General features: G+C 40.7%; 17 protein-coding genes. All 17 read left to right on the top strand.

Annotated elements, in window-relative coordinates; all coding sequences use genetic code 11:
* Nucleotides 1–256 precede the first annotated feature (256 nt).
* The 17 genes from eutH to M5A78_RS04700 all read left to right on the top strand — a co-directional run bounded on the left by eutH (nt 257) and on the right by M5A78_RS04700 (nt 14,755).
* Nucleotides 257–1,516, top strand: coding sequence for an ethanolamine utilization protein EutH (eutH, locus tag M5A78_RS04780; protein WP_248734134.1), 1,260 nt, complete (start codon nt 257–259; stop codon nt 1,514–1,516).
* Nucleotides 1,517–1,547: 31 nt separating this feature from the next.
* Nucleotides 1,548–1,889, top strand: coding sequence for an ethanolamine utilization microcompartment protein EutS (gene eutS, locus M5A78_RS04775; protein WP_248734133.1), 342 nt, complete (start codon nt 1,548–1,550; stop codon nt 1,887–1,889).
* A gap of 15 nt (nt 1,890–1,904) precedes the next feature.
* Nucleotides 1,905–2,405 (top strand): EutP/PduV family microcompartment system protein, encoded by a 501-nt coding sequence (locus M5A78_RS04770; protein WP_248734218.1) that lies wholly within the window; start codon nt 1,905–1,907, stop codon nt 2,403–2,405.
* 181 nt (nt 2,406–2,586) lie between these two features.
* Nucleotides 2,587–4,032 (top strand): ethanolamine ammonia-lyase reactivating factor EutA, encoded by a 1,446-nt coding sequence (locus M5A78_RS04765; protein ID WP_248734217.1) that lies wholly within the window; start codon nt 2,587–2,589, stop codon nt 4,030–4,032.
* An 18-nt stretch (nt 4,033–4,050) separates the two neighbouring features.
* Nucleotides 4,051–5,415, top strand: a complete 1,365-nt coding sequence (locus tag M5A78_RS04760; RefSeq protein ID WP_248734132.1) for an ethanolamine ammonia-lyase subunit EutB — start codon at nt 4,051–4,053, stop codon at nt 5,413–5,415.
* 12 nt (nt 5,416–5,427) lie between these two features.
* Nucleotides 5,428–6,462, top strand: a complete 1,035-nt coding sequence (gene eutC, locus M5A78_RS04755) for an ethanolamine ammonia-lyase subunit EutC (protein ID WP_248734131.1) — start codon at nt 5,428–5,430, stop codon at nt 6,460–6,462.
* Between the two features lie 12 nt (nt 6,463–6,474).
* Nucleotides 6,475–7,125, top strand: coding sequence for an ethanolamine utilization microcompartment protein EutL (gene eutL / locus M5A78_RS04750; RefSeq protein ID WP_248734130.1), 651 nt, complete (start codon nt 6,475–6,477; stop codon nt 7,123–7,125).
* Between the two features lie 30 nt (nt 7,126–7,155).
* On the top strand, nt 7,156–8,676 hold the full coding sequence (locus M5A78_RS04745; protein ID WP_248734129.1) for an acetaldehyde dehydrogenase (acetylating): 1,521 nt from the start codon (nt 7,156–7,158) through the stop codon (nt 8,674–8,676).
* 17 nt (nt 8,677–8,693) lie between these two features.
* A complete protein-coding gene (locus M5A78_RS04740; protein ID WP_248734128.1) occupies nt 8,694–8,987 on the top strand; it encodes a BMC domain-containing protein in 294 nt (97 codons plus the stop codon).
* Between the two features lie 33 nt (nt 8,988–9,020).
* On the top strand, nt 9,021–9,674 hold the full coding sequence (locus M5A78_RS04735; RefSeq protein WP_248734127.1) for a phosphate propanoyltransferase: 654 nt from the start codon (nt 9,021–9,023) through the stop codon (nt 9,672–9,674).
* Nucleotides 9,671–10,330, top strand: a complete 660-nt coding sequence (locus M5A78_RS04730) for a hypothetical protein (RefSeq protein WP_248734126.1) — start codon at nt 9,671–9,673, stop codon at nt 10,328–10,330. The genes M5A78_RS04735 and M5A78_RS04730 overlap by 4 nt, the downstream gene beginning before the upstream one ends.
* A gap of 17 nt (nt 10,331–10,347) precedes the next feature.
* Entirely contained in the window at nt 10,348–10,638 is a 291-nt protein-coding gene (locus tag M5A78_RS04725; protein ID WP_248734125.1) for a EutN/CcmL family microcompartment protein, read from the top strand.
* Nucleotides 10,631–11,038 (top strand): BMC domain-containing protein, encoded by a 408-nt coding sequence (locus M5A78_RS04720; RefSeq protein WP_248734124.1) that lies wholly within the window; start codon nt 10,631–10,633, stop codon nt 11,036–11,038. Before M5A78_RS04725 ends, M5A78_RS04720 begins: the two co-directional genes overlap by 8 nt.
* 55 nt (nt 11,039–11,093) lie before the next feature.
* Nucleotides 11,094–12,044: a malate dehydrogenase gene (gene mdh, locus M5A78_RS04715; RefSeq protein ID WP_248734123.1), complete on the top strand. Its 951-nt coding sequence runs from the start codon at nt 11,094–11,096 to the stop codon at nt 12,042–12,044.
* 374 nt (nt 12,045–12,418) lie between these two features.
* On the top strand, nt 12,419–12,802 hold the full coding sequence (locus tag M5A78_RS04710) for a hypothetical protein (protein ID WP_319942255.1): 384 nt from the start codon (nt 12,419–12,421) through the stop codon (nt 12,800–12,802).
* A complete protein-coding gene (locus M5A78_RS04705) occupies nt 12,792–13,286 on the top strand; it encodes an aminodeoxychorismate lyase (protein ID WP_248734122.1) in 495 nt (164 codons plus the stop codon). The genes M5A78_RS04710 and M5A78_RS04705 overlap by 11 nt, the downstream gene beginning before the upstream one ends.
* Before the next feature lie 350 nt (nt 13,287–13,636).
* A complete protein-coding gene (locus tag M5A78_RS04700; RefSeq protein ID WP_248734121.1) occupies nt 13,637–14,755 on the top strand; it encodes an NAD(P)/FAD-dependent oxidoreductase in 1,119 nt (372 codons plus the stop codon).
* Nucleotides 14,756–14,762 lie beyond the last annotated feature (7 nt).

Raw genomic sequence — 14,762 nt, 5'->3', positions numbered from 1 at the left:
ATAAGTGAATAGTCCGGGCAAAGGTGCTCTGTGGTTTTTATTTATGAAAATCGCACGGCACCTTTTTGTCTTTTTTGAGGAAAAGGGGCGGAGGGCAGCAAAAAGTGAATTTTTTTTGCACAAGCTGTCTTTCTTTAGAAGAATTGAAATGGCTAAATATGGGGGTTATTCCCTTTCCAGTTATATCCTATCTCATGATGGGTTCGTACATTTTCCACTTAATATATTATGAAAATACTTTTTTGGAGGAATAATAATGGAAATGGTAGGAAAGATTGTTATCTACATAATCATGACTTGTGCTGTGCTGGGGGCAATTGCAGCAATTCGTAACAGTGATGATGGATTAGGAAAGCAATTTATGGAAGGGCTTCATTCAGTCGGGCATATTTTCGTACCAGCTGCTGGGATCATGGCATCAATTCCTTATCTTTCATGGTTTATTGGGAAGGTTTGTGGTCCATTCTTTTCTGCAATTGGGGCAGACCCAGCGATTGCTGCCACGGCCATATTAGCAACCGACATGGGTGGCTATCAATTAGCGGAAGTGTTAAAGCAAACACAAGAAGGATGGATAATGGCCATGATCGTCGGCTTTATGGCTGGTGCGACCATTGTTTTCTCAATCCCTATGGGACTTGCAATGCTAGATAAGCGTGATCACAAGTATATGGCCCTTGGTGTGATGTCAGGAGTACTGACAATTCCGATAGGTGCACTTATTTCAAGTACGATTATCACACTATCAAGCTCAAAATTTCGTGATTTCATTTCCACTTCAGGTGAGGCAAAATACCAATTTGCATTAGGTTATGGAAAGATTCTCTTAAATTTAAGTCCACTTCTTCTGTTTGTTGTTATAATTGCTGTAGGATTATATTTCTTACCAGACTTTATGATCAAGGCCTTTATGTGGTTTGGACGAATCATGGATGCTGCTATCAAGCTTGTTCTTGTTTTCTCCATTGTGGAAATTTTTACAGGTCTATTTACAAACGTGTTTGGAGGCTGGGGTTTCCACCCAATTATGGCTGATAAAGCAGATCAATTCCGCGCCTTAGAAACAGCTGGTTATATTGGAATTATGCTAGCGGGTGCATTCCCGATGGTTTATTTGCTTCAAAAATATGCTGGCGGCCCACTTGAAGCACTAGGTCGCAAGGTAGGCCTGAGTAAAGAAGGAAGTGCAGGGATTGTTGCAACCATAGCTAATATCCTAGCGATGTTTAAGCTTGTTAAAACAATGCCACCTAAAGACAAGGTAATTAATATTTCATTTGCCGTTTGTTCGGCTTTTTTATTAGGGGACCATTTATCATTTACAGCTAATTTTCAGCCGACCTTGATATTACCAATAATTGTTGGAAAGATATCTGCAGGTATCATTGGCATTGGTTTAGCCTATTGGTTATCGGTACCAAAGGCACTTGAATTAGAGAAAAAGGATCGTGAGGCAGGAATTATTGGTAAGGATGAATATTTACCGAAACAGGAAAATGTGAAAAAAGTAGGATAATAAGAGATTGGCACCTAGGGGGGCCGTAATAATGAGTGAAGAAAAAAAACGATTCATCCAGGAATTCGTACCAGGAAAGCAAGTGACATTAAGTCATATCATTGCAAATCCTGATCCTGATATGTTTAACAAATTAGGGATTCAACAAGCTGGTGCAATGGGCATTTTAACCTTGACACCAAGTGAAACCGTTATCATCGCTGGAGATTTAGCTACAAAAGCGGCCGATGTTCAAATTGGCTTTTTAGACCGATTTACAGGCAGTCTTGTAATTATCGGTAGTGTATCCTCGGTACAAATGGCGATGGAAGAAATAAACCGATTCTTGTCTGAAATATTAAGGTACACCCCTGCTCAAATTACAAAATCGTAGTGGAGGAATCTTATGATGACGAAGAAAAATCGAGCGATGCTGATAGGCTCTATCGGTGCTGGAAAATCAACGTTAACCAACGCGTTGCTTGAACGAGAGGCTGAAGCGGTTAAAACGCAAGCACTTACCTATTATGACTGGATTGTTGATACGCCTGGCGAATACACGGAAAATCCATATTTCTATAAAAATATTATGGCAACGGCACTTGAGGTAACTCATGTATTATATTTGCAGGATGCAACGAAGCAAAAGACGATTTTCCCTCCAAGTTTCAGTACAGGTATCAATAAGCTTCCAATTGGAGTGGTCACAAAAAGCGACTCTGACATAGCAGATATCGCTGGAGCTATTACCCAATTAAAAAGAGTGATACCAAGAGGACCGATCGTTATTTCCTCTTCTGTTACTGAAAAAGGTTTACAGGAAATTCGGGATCTTGTGAAATGCAACACTATGCAAGAGATGAAAAAGTACACTGAAGGTGTCTCAGATGAGGTAGTTATTTTCCTATGAAACCCTTTACAAAAGTGAAGAAATAGACTATATTCAAAGTATACAAATGAATGAAATTGGCAAAGGCGCCTTCTATACGAACTATCATTAAACAGATAGTTCGAATGGGGTGCCTTTTTTATTTTTCAAAAATAATGTGGATGCGAACTCTCTTCTGCATGTTTGGAGTGAGGTGATAGTCATTAAAAGGTACGAACCTCAAAAAGAGGAGATTCTTAGTGCGGGGATCGACATCGGTACTAGTACGACAAAGATAGTCATTAGCAAATTCTCCCTGATGAATATGGCGGGTGGGATGCATATGCCTAGGATTGAGATTATTAATACCGAAGTATTACATCGCAGTCCCATATATAGAACGCCATTACTATCAACCACTACAATTGATATGAAGGCGGTAGAAACCCTAGTAGAGAAAGAATATAGTCAGGCTGGTATTGAACCAAATGATATTCAAACTGGAGCAGTCATCATAACTGGTGAAACCGCAACAAAACAAAACGCACAAGAAATGGTTCATTATTTATCGGAACATGCGGGTGAATTTTTAGTCGCAACTGCTGGCCCAGATTTAGAGGGAATTATTGCGGCAAAAGGTTCGGGAGCCTATGAATATTCAAAAAAATCAGGAAAAGTAATGGCTAATATTGATATCGGCGGGGGGACCGCCAATGTTGCTGTTTATAAATCGGGAAAGCTTTGTGGTACTTGTACGTTGCATATCGGTGGCAGATTAATTGAGTTTAACGGTAACCATATTCAAAGTGTCTCACCACCCATTAAGAAATTGTTTCAACAATGGGGGACAACAGTCCGGGAAGGGGATAGCCGTCATTTGCCAGAGATCAAAAAACTCACGGATTATATGGCAGCTGTCATTGCGAGAATGTTGAAGGGAGAACTATTGGTATCAGATCACCCTTTACTTTTAGGACATGAGCCGAATTGGCAGGATGAGATTGAGACAATCATGTTTTCCGGTGGAATAAGTGAATGTATATATAAATATGAGACCTTATCAGCTGGAGGAGCTCATTATGACGATATTGGGGAATTACTTGCAGCATCCCTTAGGGAAAGTCAAGAATTATCTTCGTGGACATGGGTGAAGCCGGAAGAAACGGTTCGAGCAACCGTTCTCGGAGCTGGGACGCAGACGACCGAAATAAGTGGCGCAACCATTCATGCTGAAAGTAATGATCTCCCCATTCGGAATCTACCTGTTTATCAAGTCCGACTTGGGCATGAGCTACAAGAAGGAATAATGAAAATGTCTGAAGCTGTAAAAAATGCAATGGACATTTATGACCCACAGAGGGAAGGTCAAAACTTTGCCTTGTATATATCGGAAATCCCTTATCTTGGCTTTCGTGATGTTCAAGCATTGGCTGCATCGATTCTTGAATCGATGCAATTAAAACCTAACCGTAAGCAACCATTAGTCATAGTTCTTGAAAGTGACCATGCGAAGGTCTTGGGGCAGACGATAAAAGTCCAGAATCCTTCTCAAAGCATTATCTGTATTGATCAAATTCGAGTTGAACATGGTGATTATATCGATATTGGTCATTTATTACAAACAAGTGTTGTACCAGTGGTGATTAAAACACTAACGTTTCATCATTAAGAAAGGAGGATCAATCAAATGAAGCTACAAACCAATTATTTAGGAACAGTTTATCAATTCACATCTTTAAAAGACTTATTTTCAAAAGCGAACGAAGAAAAATCTGGTGACCGTTTGGCAGGATTAGCAGCTGAAACGGTCCAAGAACGAATTGCAGCGAAAGAAGTGCTTAGTCAGTTGACTCTTTCAGACATTCGTGAAAATCCATTACTATCACCGGAAGAGGATGAAGTTTCCCGAATTATTGAAGGTCAACTAAACGAACCAGTCTATCAATCCATTAAAAACTGGTCTGTCGCAGAGCTTCGGGAGTATATTTTAAGTGACACAACTACTGGTGAAGATTTAAAAAGGCTTAGCCGAGGGTTAAATAGTGAAATGATTGCTTCAGTAGCGAAAATCATGTCCAACCTTGACCTTGTCCATTCCGCAAACAAAATCGAAATTTTATCAAAATGCAATATCACCATCGGTTATAAAGGCACACTGGCTTCCAGGCTCCAGCCTAACCATCCTACGGATAATGTTGAAGGGATGATTGCCTCACTTAAGGAAGGCTTGTCCTACGGTATGGGAGATGCGGTCATAGGAATAAATCCCGTTGATGATTCTGTAGAAAGTGTGAAGCGACTGCTTCATGCGACCTATAATTTTATTAAAGAATGGGAAATACCGACTCAAAATTGCGTCCTTGCTCATGTAACGGCACAGATGAAGGCGATAGAACAAGGGGCACCAGCAGATATGATTTTCCAGAGTATCGCTGGGACCGAAGTAGCTAATCGCTCGTTTGGGATTACAGCTTCCCTGCTTCAGGAGGCTAACGATATGGCTAAGACTTTAGGAACAGGAACTGGGCCGCAGCGTCTTTACTTTGAAACGGGCCAAGGCTCTGAATTGTCAGCTGAAGCTCATTTTGGAATCGACCAAATGACGCTTGAATCAAGAAATTATGGGTTCGCGCGTTTTTATGATCCTTATATTGTTAATACAGTGGTTGGCTTCATCGGTCCAGAGTACTTGTATAACAATAAGCAAGTTATTCGTGCCGGTCTAGAAGATCATTTTATGGGAAAAATGCATGGCATTCCGATGGGTGTTGACATCTGCTATACCAATCATATTAAAGCAGATCAAAATGATATTGAAGATCTCGGAGTTCTACTTACTGCTGCAGGTGTGAACTTTGTAATCGCTGCACCGATGGGGGATGATTGCATGTTAAATTATCAATCACTGAGCTACCATGATGTCGCAACACTAAGACAAACGATGAACAAACAACCATCCCCAATCTTCACTGAATGGCTCGATAAAATGGGGATTTTTGAAAATGGCAAGCTAAGTAAGATTGCTGGGGATCCGACCATTTTTTCGAGATAGGAGATGATTGAATTGAATCCTGAGCTAATAGAGAAAGTAACAAAATTGATTGTCGAAAAATTACAAACCCAATATAGTTCAGATGGAAACTTGGAAGCAAACCGTGTTTCTCTAGCTTCAACAGTGAAATTCTGGAATCACTCATCTAGCACTGAACATGAAAGTTCCAATCGTCCAACTCTAAATCTGCCAAGCATGAAAGTGGAAGACGGACAGGAATTAATAACATTTCCGCAAAACTCTGAATCCAAGTCACTTAAAAAGAAAGAGTCAACAATTGTAATGGATGAGCAACGGACTAACGCAATTTATCCTACTTCAGGAATTGAAAATCCATTTAATCCGGAAGAATTAAAAGAGCTGATTAGCAAAACACCAGCCCGAATAGGAGTCGGAAGAGCAGGTTTACGTCCGAAAACGAATACTTGGCTAAAATTCCGTTTTGATCATGCTGCTGCTGTAGATGCTGTTTATGGAGATGTAAATGAGGAGCTTTTAAAACGACTTGATCTATTTAAGGTTAGTACAAAGGTTCGTGATAAAGAGGTTTACATTCGCCGTCCAGATTTAGGGCGAAAGCTTTCGGATGAAGCGAAGCAAATCATTAGCGAGAAATGTCGAAAAGCTCCCACCGTTCAAATTATTGTTTCCGATGGACTGAGTTCAAGTGCAGTTGAAGAAAATGTTGAGGACGTCTTCTTATCATTAATGCAATCACTAAGAAGTTTGGGACTTGATATAGGTACCCCTTTTTATATCGAAAAGGGACGGGTTGCCGTTATGGATGATGTAGGTGAGTTGCTTCAGCCTAAGGTAGTCGTCTTATTGATTGGGGAGCGTCCAGGTCTTGTTAGTGCAGAATCCTTGAGTGCCTATTTATGCTTTAAGCCGAGAATAGGAACAATTGAGGCTGAACGTATGGTGATTTCGAATATTCACAAGGGCGGTATCCCGCCTGTCGAGGCCGGAGCCTACCTTGGTACGGTTATTCAGAAAATTTTAAAATATGAAGCTAGCGGAGTGTCGCTTGTTCAAAAGGAAAACTAGGAGGTAAGTAGTTTGGCTTTAGAACGTATTCATGCTGATATATTAGCAGTTCGTGTGATTCCAAATGTTGACCCTGATTTGGCGAAGCAATTTAATCTGGAGCCGCATCATAGAAGCTTGGCCATTTTTACCTCAACGGTTGATGATATTGGATATACTGCCCTGGATGAAGCAACGAAAAGAGCAGATGTCCAAGTGGTTTATGCTCGTTCCTTTTACGCTGGTTCCGGCCATGCTTCCGGGCCATTGTCGGGAGAGATGATAGGCATAATCGCTGGTGTGTCGCCTGACGAAGTGAAAAGTGGAATGGAAGCGGTGCTCCAAACAGCTAAGTTTGATGCCTTTTTCGAAGCAATCAATCTGGAAAAAACGCATGCGCTGTATGCACATGTGGTTTCAAGAACAGGATCCTACCTTTCGAAGGAAGCGGGAATCAAGCTAGGCGAGCCCTTGGCCTATCTAATTGCTCCTCCGTTAGAAGCGGTCTATGGGTTAGATGCTGCTTTGAAGGCAGCAGATGTCAAGCTTGTTAAGTTTTTTGGGCCCCCGTCTGAAACAAATTTTGGCGGTGGATTTTTGACTGGCACACAATCAGCTTGTCAAGCTGCGGCAGACGCTTTCAGGGATGCGATTTTGGATATCGCCAAAAATCCTCTTAAGTAGGAATTAGAGTTACAAAAGGAGTGTGTAATAGTGCAATTTGATCAGGATCTCCAATCGATACAAGAGATGCGGGATGCCGTCAAGCGTGCTAAAGAAGCTCAATTAACCTACATGTCCTATTCTCAGGAACAAGTAGATGAAATTGTTAAGCGTGTGGCACAAGCCGCTTATTCAAAATCCCTTGAGCTTGCGCAAATGGCGGTTGAAGAAACTGGCATGGGTATCGTGGAACATAAAAAAATAAAAAATGAAGTTGGTTCAATGGCTGTCTTTGAATCCATTAAAGATGAAAAAACAGTTGGAATCATTCTGGAAGACCGTGTTAAGAAAATAACGGAAGTAGCATATCCCTATGGTGTGGTTGCTGGGATTATCCCAACGACTAACCCAACATCAACAGCGATTTTTAAAGCATTGATTTCATTAAAAACTAGAAATGCAATTGTCGTCAGTCCGCATCCACGTGCGGTTAAATGTACGGTTGAAGCATTGAAAATTTGTCAAGATGCTGCGGTACAAGCGGGTGCACCTGATGGACTGATTGGCTGGATTTCAAAGCCGTCAATGGCTGCATCGAACGAATTAATGAAGCATCGTGATGTTAATGTAATATTAGCAACGGGCGGTGGTGCCTTAGTTCGGGCTGCATATAGCTCCGGAAAACCTGCCTATGGGGTAGGACCTGGAAATGTCCCTTGTTATATTGAAAAGAGTGCAAATGTTTCAAAAGCGGTATCGATGATAGTAGATAGTAAATCATTTGATAATGGAACTATCTGTGCAACGGAGCAAGCACTAGTTGTCGATCGGAATATCCAGCAAATGGTGATTCGTGAGTTAAAAAATAATGGTGCTTACATGCTGAATGCAAAAGAGAAAGCATTAGTTGAAAAAGTCATTACTCTCACACATGGACATTTAAATCCAGCGATTGTAGGACAAACAGCCATAAAGATTGCTGAAATGGCGGGAGTTCATGTCCCAGCTGAAACAAGGGTACTAATTGCTGAAGAGTCACGTGTGGGAAAAGATGTACCGTTCTCGATTGAAAAACTGTCACCAGTCTTTGCCCTTTATACGGCTGAACACTACCAAGAGGCCAAGGAATATTGTTTAAAGCTTCTGAATCTTGGAGGAAGAGGTCACAGCTTATCGCTCCATACGAATGATGATGCTGTCGCAAAAGAATTTGTTCTTGAAATGCCTGTTTCAAGATTAATGGTCAATACCCTTTCATCGATTGGGGCAGTTGGAGCTACAACAGGCTTAATGCCTTCATTAACACTTGGCTGTGGCTCCTTTGGAGGTAATATTACTTCAGATAATGTCACAGCACGCCATCTTATTAACATAAAGAGAATGGCTTATGGAATCAAGGAAGTTTCCATCCCAAAACCATCTGCATCTACTAAAAAAAGTGCAGGTGATAAACAGGATATTGAACATATCGTTGACCAAGTGCTCAAGCAAGTAGCACCAAAAGGGGAAGTCGACGCAAAGGTTATTGCTGAAATGGTGAATCAAGTCATTCAAAAATATAAAAACAACTAATTTAGGAGGAATGTAAAATGGCAAGAGAATTAACTGCATTAGGAATGATTGAAACGAAGGGATTAGTAGCATCTGTTGAAGCTGCTGACGCAATGGTTAAGGCAGCAAATGTTCATTTAATTGGGAAGGTTCATGTAGGCGGAGGGATTGTGACTGTTCTCGTACGTGGTGATGTTGGTGCCGTTAAAGCAGCAACAGAAGCGGGTGCTGCTGCAGCTGAACGTGTAGGTGAGCTTATGAGTGTTCATGTCATTCCACGTCCACACAACGAATTGGAAAGCATTTTACCAAAATTAGATATCGAACTTTAATTTTTCCAGAATAATAGGTTAGGAGCATGAAACATGGACCACCAGGCCATTCAATCGATTGTGGAGGAAGTTGTTTTACGGTTAACAGAAGCCTCCGCAAGGAATCATTCCGTCCCAATGGCTGTTTCTGCCCGGCATTGTCATTTAAGTAAAAACGACCTAGAAGCCCTTTTTGGTGAGGGCTATGAATTAACGAAAAAAGCGGATTTATCTCAACCAGGTCAATTCGCTGCAAACGAATCTATTACGATTGTGGGACCAAGAGGGAGCCTTGAAAAAGTGCGCGTTCTTGGTCCTGCGCGTACAATGACCCAAGTGGAAGTAAGTCAAACTGATTCGGTCCGGTTAGGAGTAAAACCACCGTTACGAGAATCAGGTGATATTAGTGGGTCTGCCCCCATCACACTTGTCGGCCCAAAAGGCAGCCTCTACAAAAATGAAGGACTCATTATTGCACAGGCCCATATTCATATGACAGCATGGGATGCCCTCAATTTTGCAGTTAAGAATGGGGAGTTTGTCAAAGTAGTGGTTGAAGGTGAGCGGCCTGTTACCCTTGGGAAGGTTTTGATTCGTGTTTCCCCTAGGTATAAGCTTGAAATGCATGTCGATACAGATGAAGCCAATGCCGGCTTTATTACCGGAAAATCAAAAGGAAAACTTATTAAATACGAGGAAACAGTATGATAGATCGTAATTGGATCGAGCAAATTGTTTTGGAGGTAGTCAAACAACTAAGTTCAACAGCAGAGAAACCGCTAGAATCATCCAAACCCACTCTTCTCGTTGTTGGGGACACATCGTTTATTGATCCAAAGCCATTGCAATTGATGAAGACAAAATGGAACGCTGTAAGTTGCAATGCAGATGAAACCGTAAAATTAGATATGGTGGACAAAGTGGTTTTCTTACATGCCACTCAGGATTTACTTGTGAAGGGTGTACTCGGTATATTCGATACACCTGAAAGTAAATTGCTTTCACGGTGCATATTAGAATCCGTCCCAGTCTCTATCATTCCGACAGTTTATTTGCAGGAACACCTATTTAACGTGAATCCTAAGAACAGAGACTATGTTTCCCAATTGATCGGATATAAGGAAACATTAATGAAATATGGTGTGGAAGTCGAATCTTTCGAAGGTTTTGTTGGCAATTCGGCGGTAACAGTTTCATCAGATGTTGCAAAAGATCCCATTTTTAAAAAGAAAAAGTTGTTAACTCAAAGGGATGTAAGAGATTGTAAAGAAGTTGAATTGATGGTCGATCCATCTACCATTATTACCCCTTTAGCACGGGATACGGCACGGGAATTGGGGAAAACCATCAAAGTTATTAAATAAAAGGGGCGAAAAGTTAAATGCAATTGGGGACAGTAATTGGTAATGTTTGGGCTACTAGGAAAGAGGATGATTTAACGGGGTTGAAATTTTTATTTGTTCAACCTGAATTACCTGATCGAACTTCTGTTGGAGATCCGTTTATTGCCGTGGATCGAATTGGAGCAGGCTTTGGCGATCGAGTCCTCGTTACCCGTGGGAGCGCAGCTGCTAATATGTCCATTGAACAAAACTTGCCCATAGATGCTCTCATTATTGGAATAGTTGATTCCATCGATGTTGAAAGGAAAGAGGTGAACGAACGTGAGTAGAGCATTAGGAATGATTGAAACAAGAGGATTAATCGGTTCCATCGAAGCAGCTGATGCGATGTTGAAAGCAGCTGATGTAACATTAGTGAAGCAAGAAAAGGTAGATGCTGGTCTTGTTACTGTTTTGGTGCAAGGTGATGTCAGTGCTGTCCAAGCTGCTATTGAAGTTGGAAAAATAGCGGCAGCAAGAGTTGGTGAGCTGGTTTCCGCCCATGTCATTCCACATCCCGATGAATCCATTAATGAAGTTTTATTAAAGAAGGAAAATCAAATAAAAGGTCCTAGTAGTAAAAAGGAAATCCCCTCCGATGACAAAAGCTCTATTAAAAAGAAAGCGGAGTCACCGAAAGCTGGGAAAGAAACTGGAAAAGCAGGAAACAAACCTGAGGATGAAAAATAATCATACATTTTATCTATTGAGTATTTAGATGGTGCTATCGGAACGGAGGAAAATAATGGCTTTTACACGTAGAAAAATAGCTGTTATCGGGGCAGGATTTACAGGTGCAACGGCTGCTCTTATGCTTGCTCAAAAGGAACTGGGAGATGTTGTATTAGTTGACATTCCTTCACAAGGCAATCCAACGAAAGGGAAGGCACTTGATATGCTGGAGGCAAGTCCAGTTCAAGGCTTTAATGCGAAAATTACGGGAACTTCTAACTATGAAGACATCCAAGATGCTGACTTAGTATTAATCACCGCTGGTCTTCCAAGAAAGCCCGGAATGAGTCGTGATGATTTAGTGGCGACAAATGAAAAGATTATCAAAGAAGTTTCAGAGAATGTAAAAAAATACGCTCCCAATTGTTACATCATCGTACTAAGTAACCCTGTTGATGCCATGACATACGTATGTTATAAAACGACTGGTTTTCCGAAAAATCGCGTTATCGGCCAATCAGGTGTGTTGGATACAGCACGATTCAATACATTTGTTGCACAGGAGTTGAATGTTTCGATTGAAGACATTTCTGGATTTGTATTAGGTGGCCATGGAGATGATATGGTCCCATTAGTCCGCTACTCCTATGCAGGCGGAATCCCGCTTGAAAAAATTCTTTCACCTGAAAAAATTAAAGCCATTGTGGAAAGAACGCGCAAGGGAGGCGGAGAAATCGTCGAATTACTTGGTCAAGGAAGCGCCTATTACGCACCAGCGGCTTCAATGGTGCAAATGGCAGAAGCGATCTTAAAGGATAAAAAGCGGATATTACCTGCCATTGCCTATCTTGAGGGTGAATACGGTTATAGCGATATTTACTTAGGTGTACCAACGATCTTAGGCGGTAACGGTATCGAAAGTATAATAGAAATTCCCTTGGAGGATGAAGAAAAGACTGCACTCGATCAATCTGTTCAATCCGTCCAAAATGTAATGGCCATCCTAGTATCTGCTAAAGCTTAACAATTTGGGTTAACAGTTATAGAAATTGCGAAGGCGAGGCCATTTTCCAAGTGAACTAAAACTAACACTTGATGCCATGGTGTGAATATTCCAAGAGCAAAGCAAGTGCTTCAAAAAATAGATCAGATTTTTATTCTGACTATAAGTGAACAAACAAATGATCAGAAAACCCTTGAAAGCACTCTATAGAGTGCTTTTTCATATGATATTCTCCTGTTTTCATGTATGAATGATAAGGGAGAGAATGTATTCCTATTTCACCGCAATTTGTCAATTCCCTCCGACTATTTGAGTATTTTTGAGATTCAAATCGAAAAAATTAGTTTTTGGATGTATAATAAGACCTTGGTATTCAATCGAAGGAGGGAATGATTATGATGGAATGGACGTTAGCAGGATTGTTTGGGATCTCAGCTATATTACTAATCATCTCTATATTAAAAACTATTCAAGCCTCTAAAGTTACTCGTAATGAAATTGATATGGTTCATGTAGCTAATATGAAAGAGATCCATAGCATGCAAGAGTCAATTCGAAATCTAGAGCTTGATATTGAAGTGGTTATGGAAGAAGCGGAAATTCAGCTATCTTCTGAGAAAAAACTTTTCTTGCGTGAAGTACTAGACCTATATAAACGCAATTACTCTATTGTGAGTATTGCTGAGAAAAAACAGGTATCAGAAAGTGAAATCGAACTGCTGCTTGCTCCTTATCAAAAATTAAAGGATGAAGGGAGAAAAGTTGCCAATGAGAATTAACTTATTAAGCAGCTTTGCAGCAGGAATTCTAATATCGACAACAATTTGTAGCATTGTATACTTCTCTGATAAAAAAGATGTCCCAAACGCATCTGCCAAAACATCGGAAAACCAGATAGTGAAGGTTCAACCATCTGAAAAGGATATGAAAAAAAAGCTTGTAACTAAAGGGTATGTTGTCCAAACGAAAGATGAATATGACAAGAATATGAAAGCTGCCAAGGCTGCTGAACAAAAACAAGCACCAGCTGAAAACAGCAAGTCTAATAAAAATGTAACTAAGGTAGTCGTTAATGTGTCAGAGGGAATGACCAGTATCGATGTCGCAAACATGCTGGTAAAAGCAAATTTGATTCCGAATGCTCTTCACTTTTCTCAAGATATAGAGAAAAAAGGACTAGACCGTAATTTGCGTCCTGGTGTATATGTGGTAGATAGTGAAATGACTTCCGATCAAGTTATCGACACTATTTTTAAGAAATAATCTAAGTTTAATAAATGGTGCTTGGCATCAGTCATAATGGAGGTCGTTTTCGATGGAAAACGACTTTTTGTTTTGGCAGTATTCAGGAATCATCAAGAATGGTTATACTAGTAAACTAAAGCAATGAGATTTTTTTCAACGATTTCCATTGTATCTCCTTTTCCTATGTAGTCAGTTTTTTTCAAAAGTCACCATAAAGATTTCATGGAATCTCAATCATTTTTCCATCATCACTCATTTTTGATATCATTACATGTGTGATTTGTCTTCAAAATAAGCGATATTGAATATTTACGAACATATCAAAAATCTTATTTGAGTACGATAAAACTATAATGAAAAGGTGTTATATGCAGAAAGTTATTGTGATTGGAGCAGGGGTTCTCGGTGCCTCAACCGCTTATCACCTTTCCAAATTAGGTGCAGAGGTTATTTTAATTGATCGTCACGACCCAGGTCAGGCTACAGATGCTGCAGCAGGAATTGTTTGTCCCTGGCTTTCGCAACGACGGAACCAATCCTGGTATCAGTTAGCAAAGGGTGGCGCTCGATATTATCCTGATTTAATTGCTCAATTGGAAGCTGATGGAGAAAAAGAAACAGGCTATAAACGTGTTGGAGCCATTAGTCTTCATGCAGACAGGAATAAGCTGGAACAGATGGCAGATCGAGTCCGCAAACGGAGAGAGGATGCCCCTGAAATTGGTGAAATTACGATTTTGTTGCCTTCAGAAACGAAGACCCTATTTCCACCCTTATCAGAACAATTTGGTTCTGTTCATATTAGTGGCGGAGCGCGAGTGAATGGAAGAGCTTTACGAGAGGCTTTGATTAGCTCTGCAATAAAGAATGGGACTACTTTTCTAAGTGGAAATGCCTCCATTGTTTATAAAAATAACCGTGTTATTGGGATTAAGTTTAAGGAATCCATATTGTTTGCCGATCAGGTAATTGTAACTGCAGGGGCATGGTCAAAAGAGCTATTGCAACCATTAGGTGTTGAATTCTTAGTCAAACACCAAAAAGCGCAAATTGTTCATCTTGAATTGCCTGATATCGATACGAATTCATGGCCGGTTGTCATGCCGCTCCATAACCAGTACATCCTTACCTTTGAAAATGGTCGGGTTGTCGTTGGATCCACACATGAAGATGAGGCAGGATTCGATAATCGGGTAACTGCCGGGGGAATAAATGAAATTTTAGGCAGAGCTTTAGAGGTAGCACCAGGCCTATCAAATAGCAGTTTCGTAGAAACACGGGTAGGATTTCGACCCTTCACCCCTGGTTTTTTACCAGTGGTAGGGGCCTTACCTGATTACGAAGGAATTTATATAGCAAATGGACTTGGCGCATCTGGCCTAACTAGCGGACCCTTTCTAGGTGCAGAACTAGCAAAGCATGTGGTAGGGATACAGACAGAGATTGATCTTAGCCTCTATAACGTGTCAGGTGCTATTGGAGGATAACTTACAG

Origin of the sequence: Neobacillus rhizosphaerae (genome assembly GCF_937468385.1) — a bacterium.
GTDB classification, from domain to species: domain Bacteria; phylum Bacillota; class Bacilli; order Bacillales; family Cytobacillaceae; genus Neobacillus; species Neobacillus rhizosphaerae.
The sequence above is the reverse complement of the archived record's forward strand: the minus strand, read 5'-3'. Positions and strand labels throughout refer to the sequence as shown.

Excerpts from the sequence above, each read along its gene's own strand:
- M5A78_RS04735 (WP_248734127.1), top strand. The coding sequence starts at position 9,021 with ATGGACCACCAGGCCATTCAATCGATTGTGGAGGAAGTTGTTTTACGG.
- M5A78_RS04730 (WP_248734126.1), top strand. The coding sequence starts at position 9,671 with ATGATAGATCGTAATTGGATCGAGCAAATTGTTTTGGAGGTAGTCAAA.
- M5A78_RS04725 (WP_248734125.1), top strand. The coding sequence starts at position 10,348 with ATGCAATTGGGGACAGTAATTGGTAATGTTTGGGCTACTAGGAAAGAG.
- M5A78_RS04705 (WP_248734122.1), top strand. The coding sequence starts at position 12,792 with ATGAGAATTAACTTATTAAGCAGCTTTGCAGCAGGAATTCTAATATCG.
- M5A78_RS04770 (WP_248734218.1), top strand. The coding sequence starts at position 1,905 with ATGACGAAGAAAAATCGAGCGATGCTGATAGGCTCTATCGGTGCTGGA.
- M5A78_RS04740 (WP_248734128.1), top strand. The coding sequence starts at position 8,694 with ATGGCAAGAGAATTAACTGCATTAGGAATGATTGAAACGAAGGGATTA.
- M5A78_RS04760 (WP_248734132.1), top strand. The coding sequence starts at position 4,051 with ATGAAGCTACAAACCAATTATTTAGGAACAGTTTATCAATTCACATCT.
- eutS (WP_248734133.1), top strand. The coding sequence starts at position 1,548 with ATGAGTGAAGAAAAAAAACGATTCATCCAGGAATTCGTACCAGGAAAG.
- M5A78_RS04710 (WP_319942255.1), top strand. The coding sequence starts at position 12,419 with ATGATGGAATGGACGTTAGCAGGATTGTTTGGGATCTCAGCTATATTA.
- eutH (WP_248734134.1), top strand. The coding sequence starts at position 257 with ATGGAAATGGTAGGAAAGATTGTTATCTACATAATCATGACTTGTGCT.
- M5A78_RS04700 (WP_248734121.1), top strand. The coding sequence starts at position 13,637 with ATGCAGAAAGTTATTGTGATTGGAGCAGGGGTTCTCGGTGCCTCAACC.
- mdh (WP_248734123.1), top strand. The coding sequence starts at position 11,094 with ATGGCTTTTACACGTAGAAAAATAGCTGTTATCGGGGCAGGATTTACA.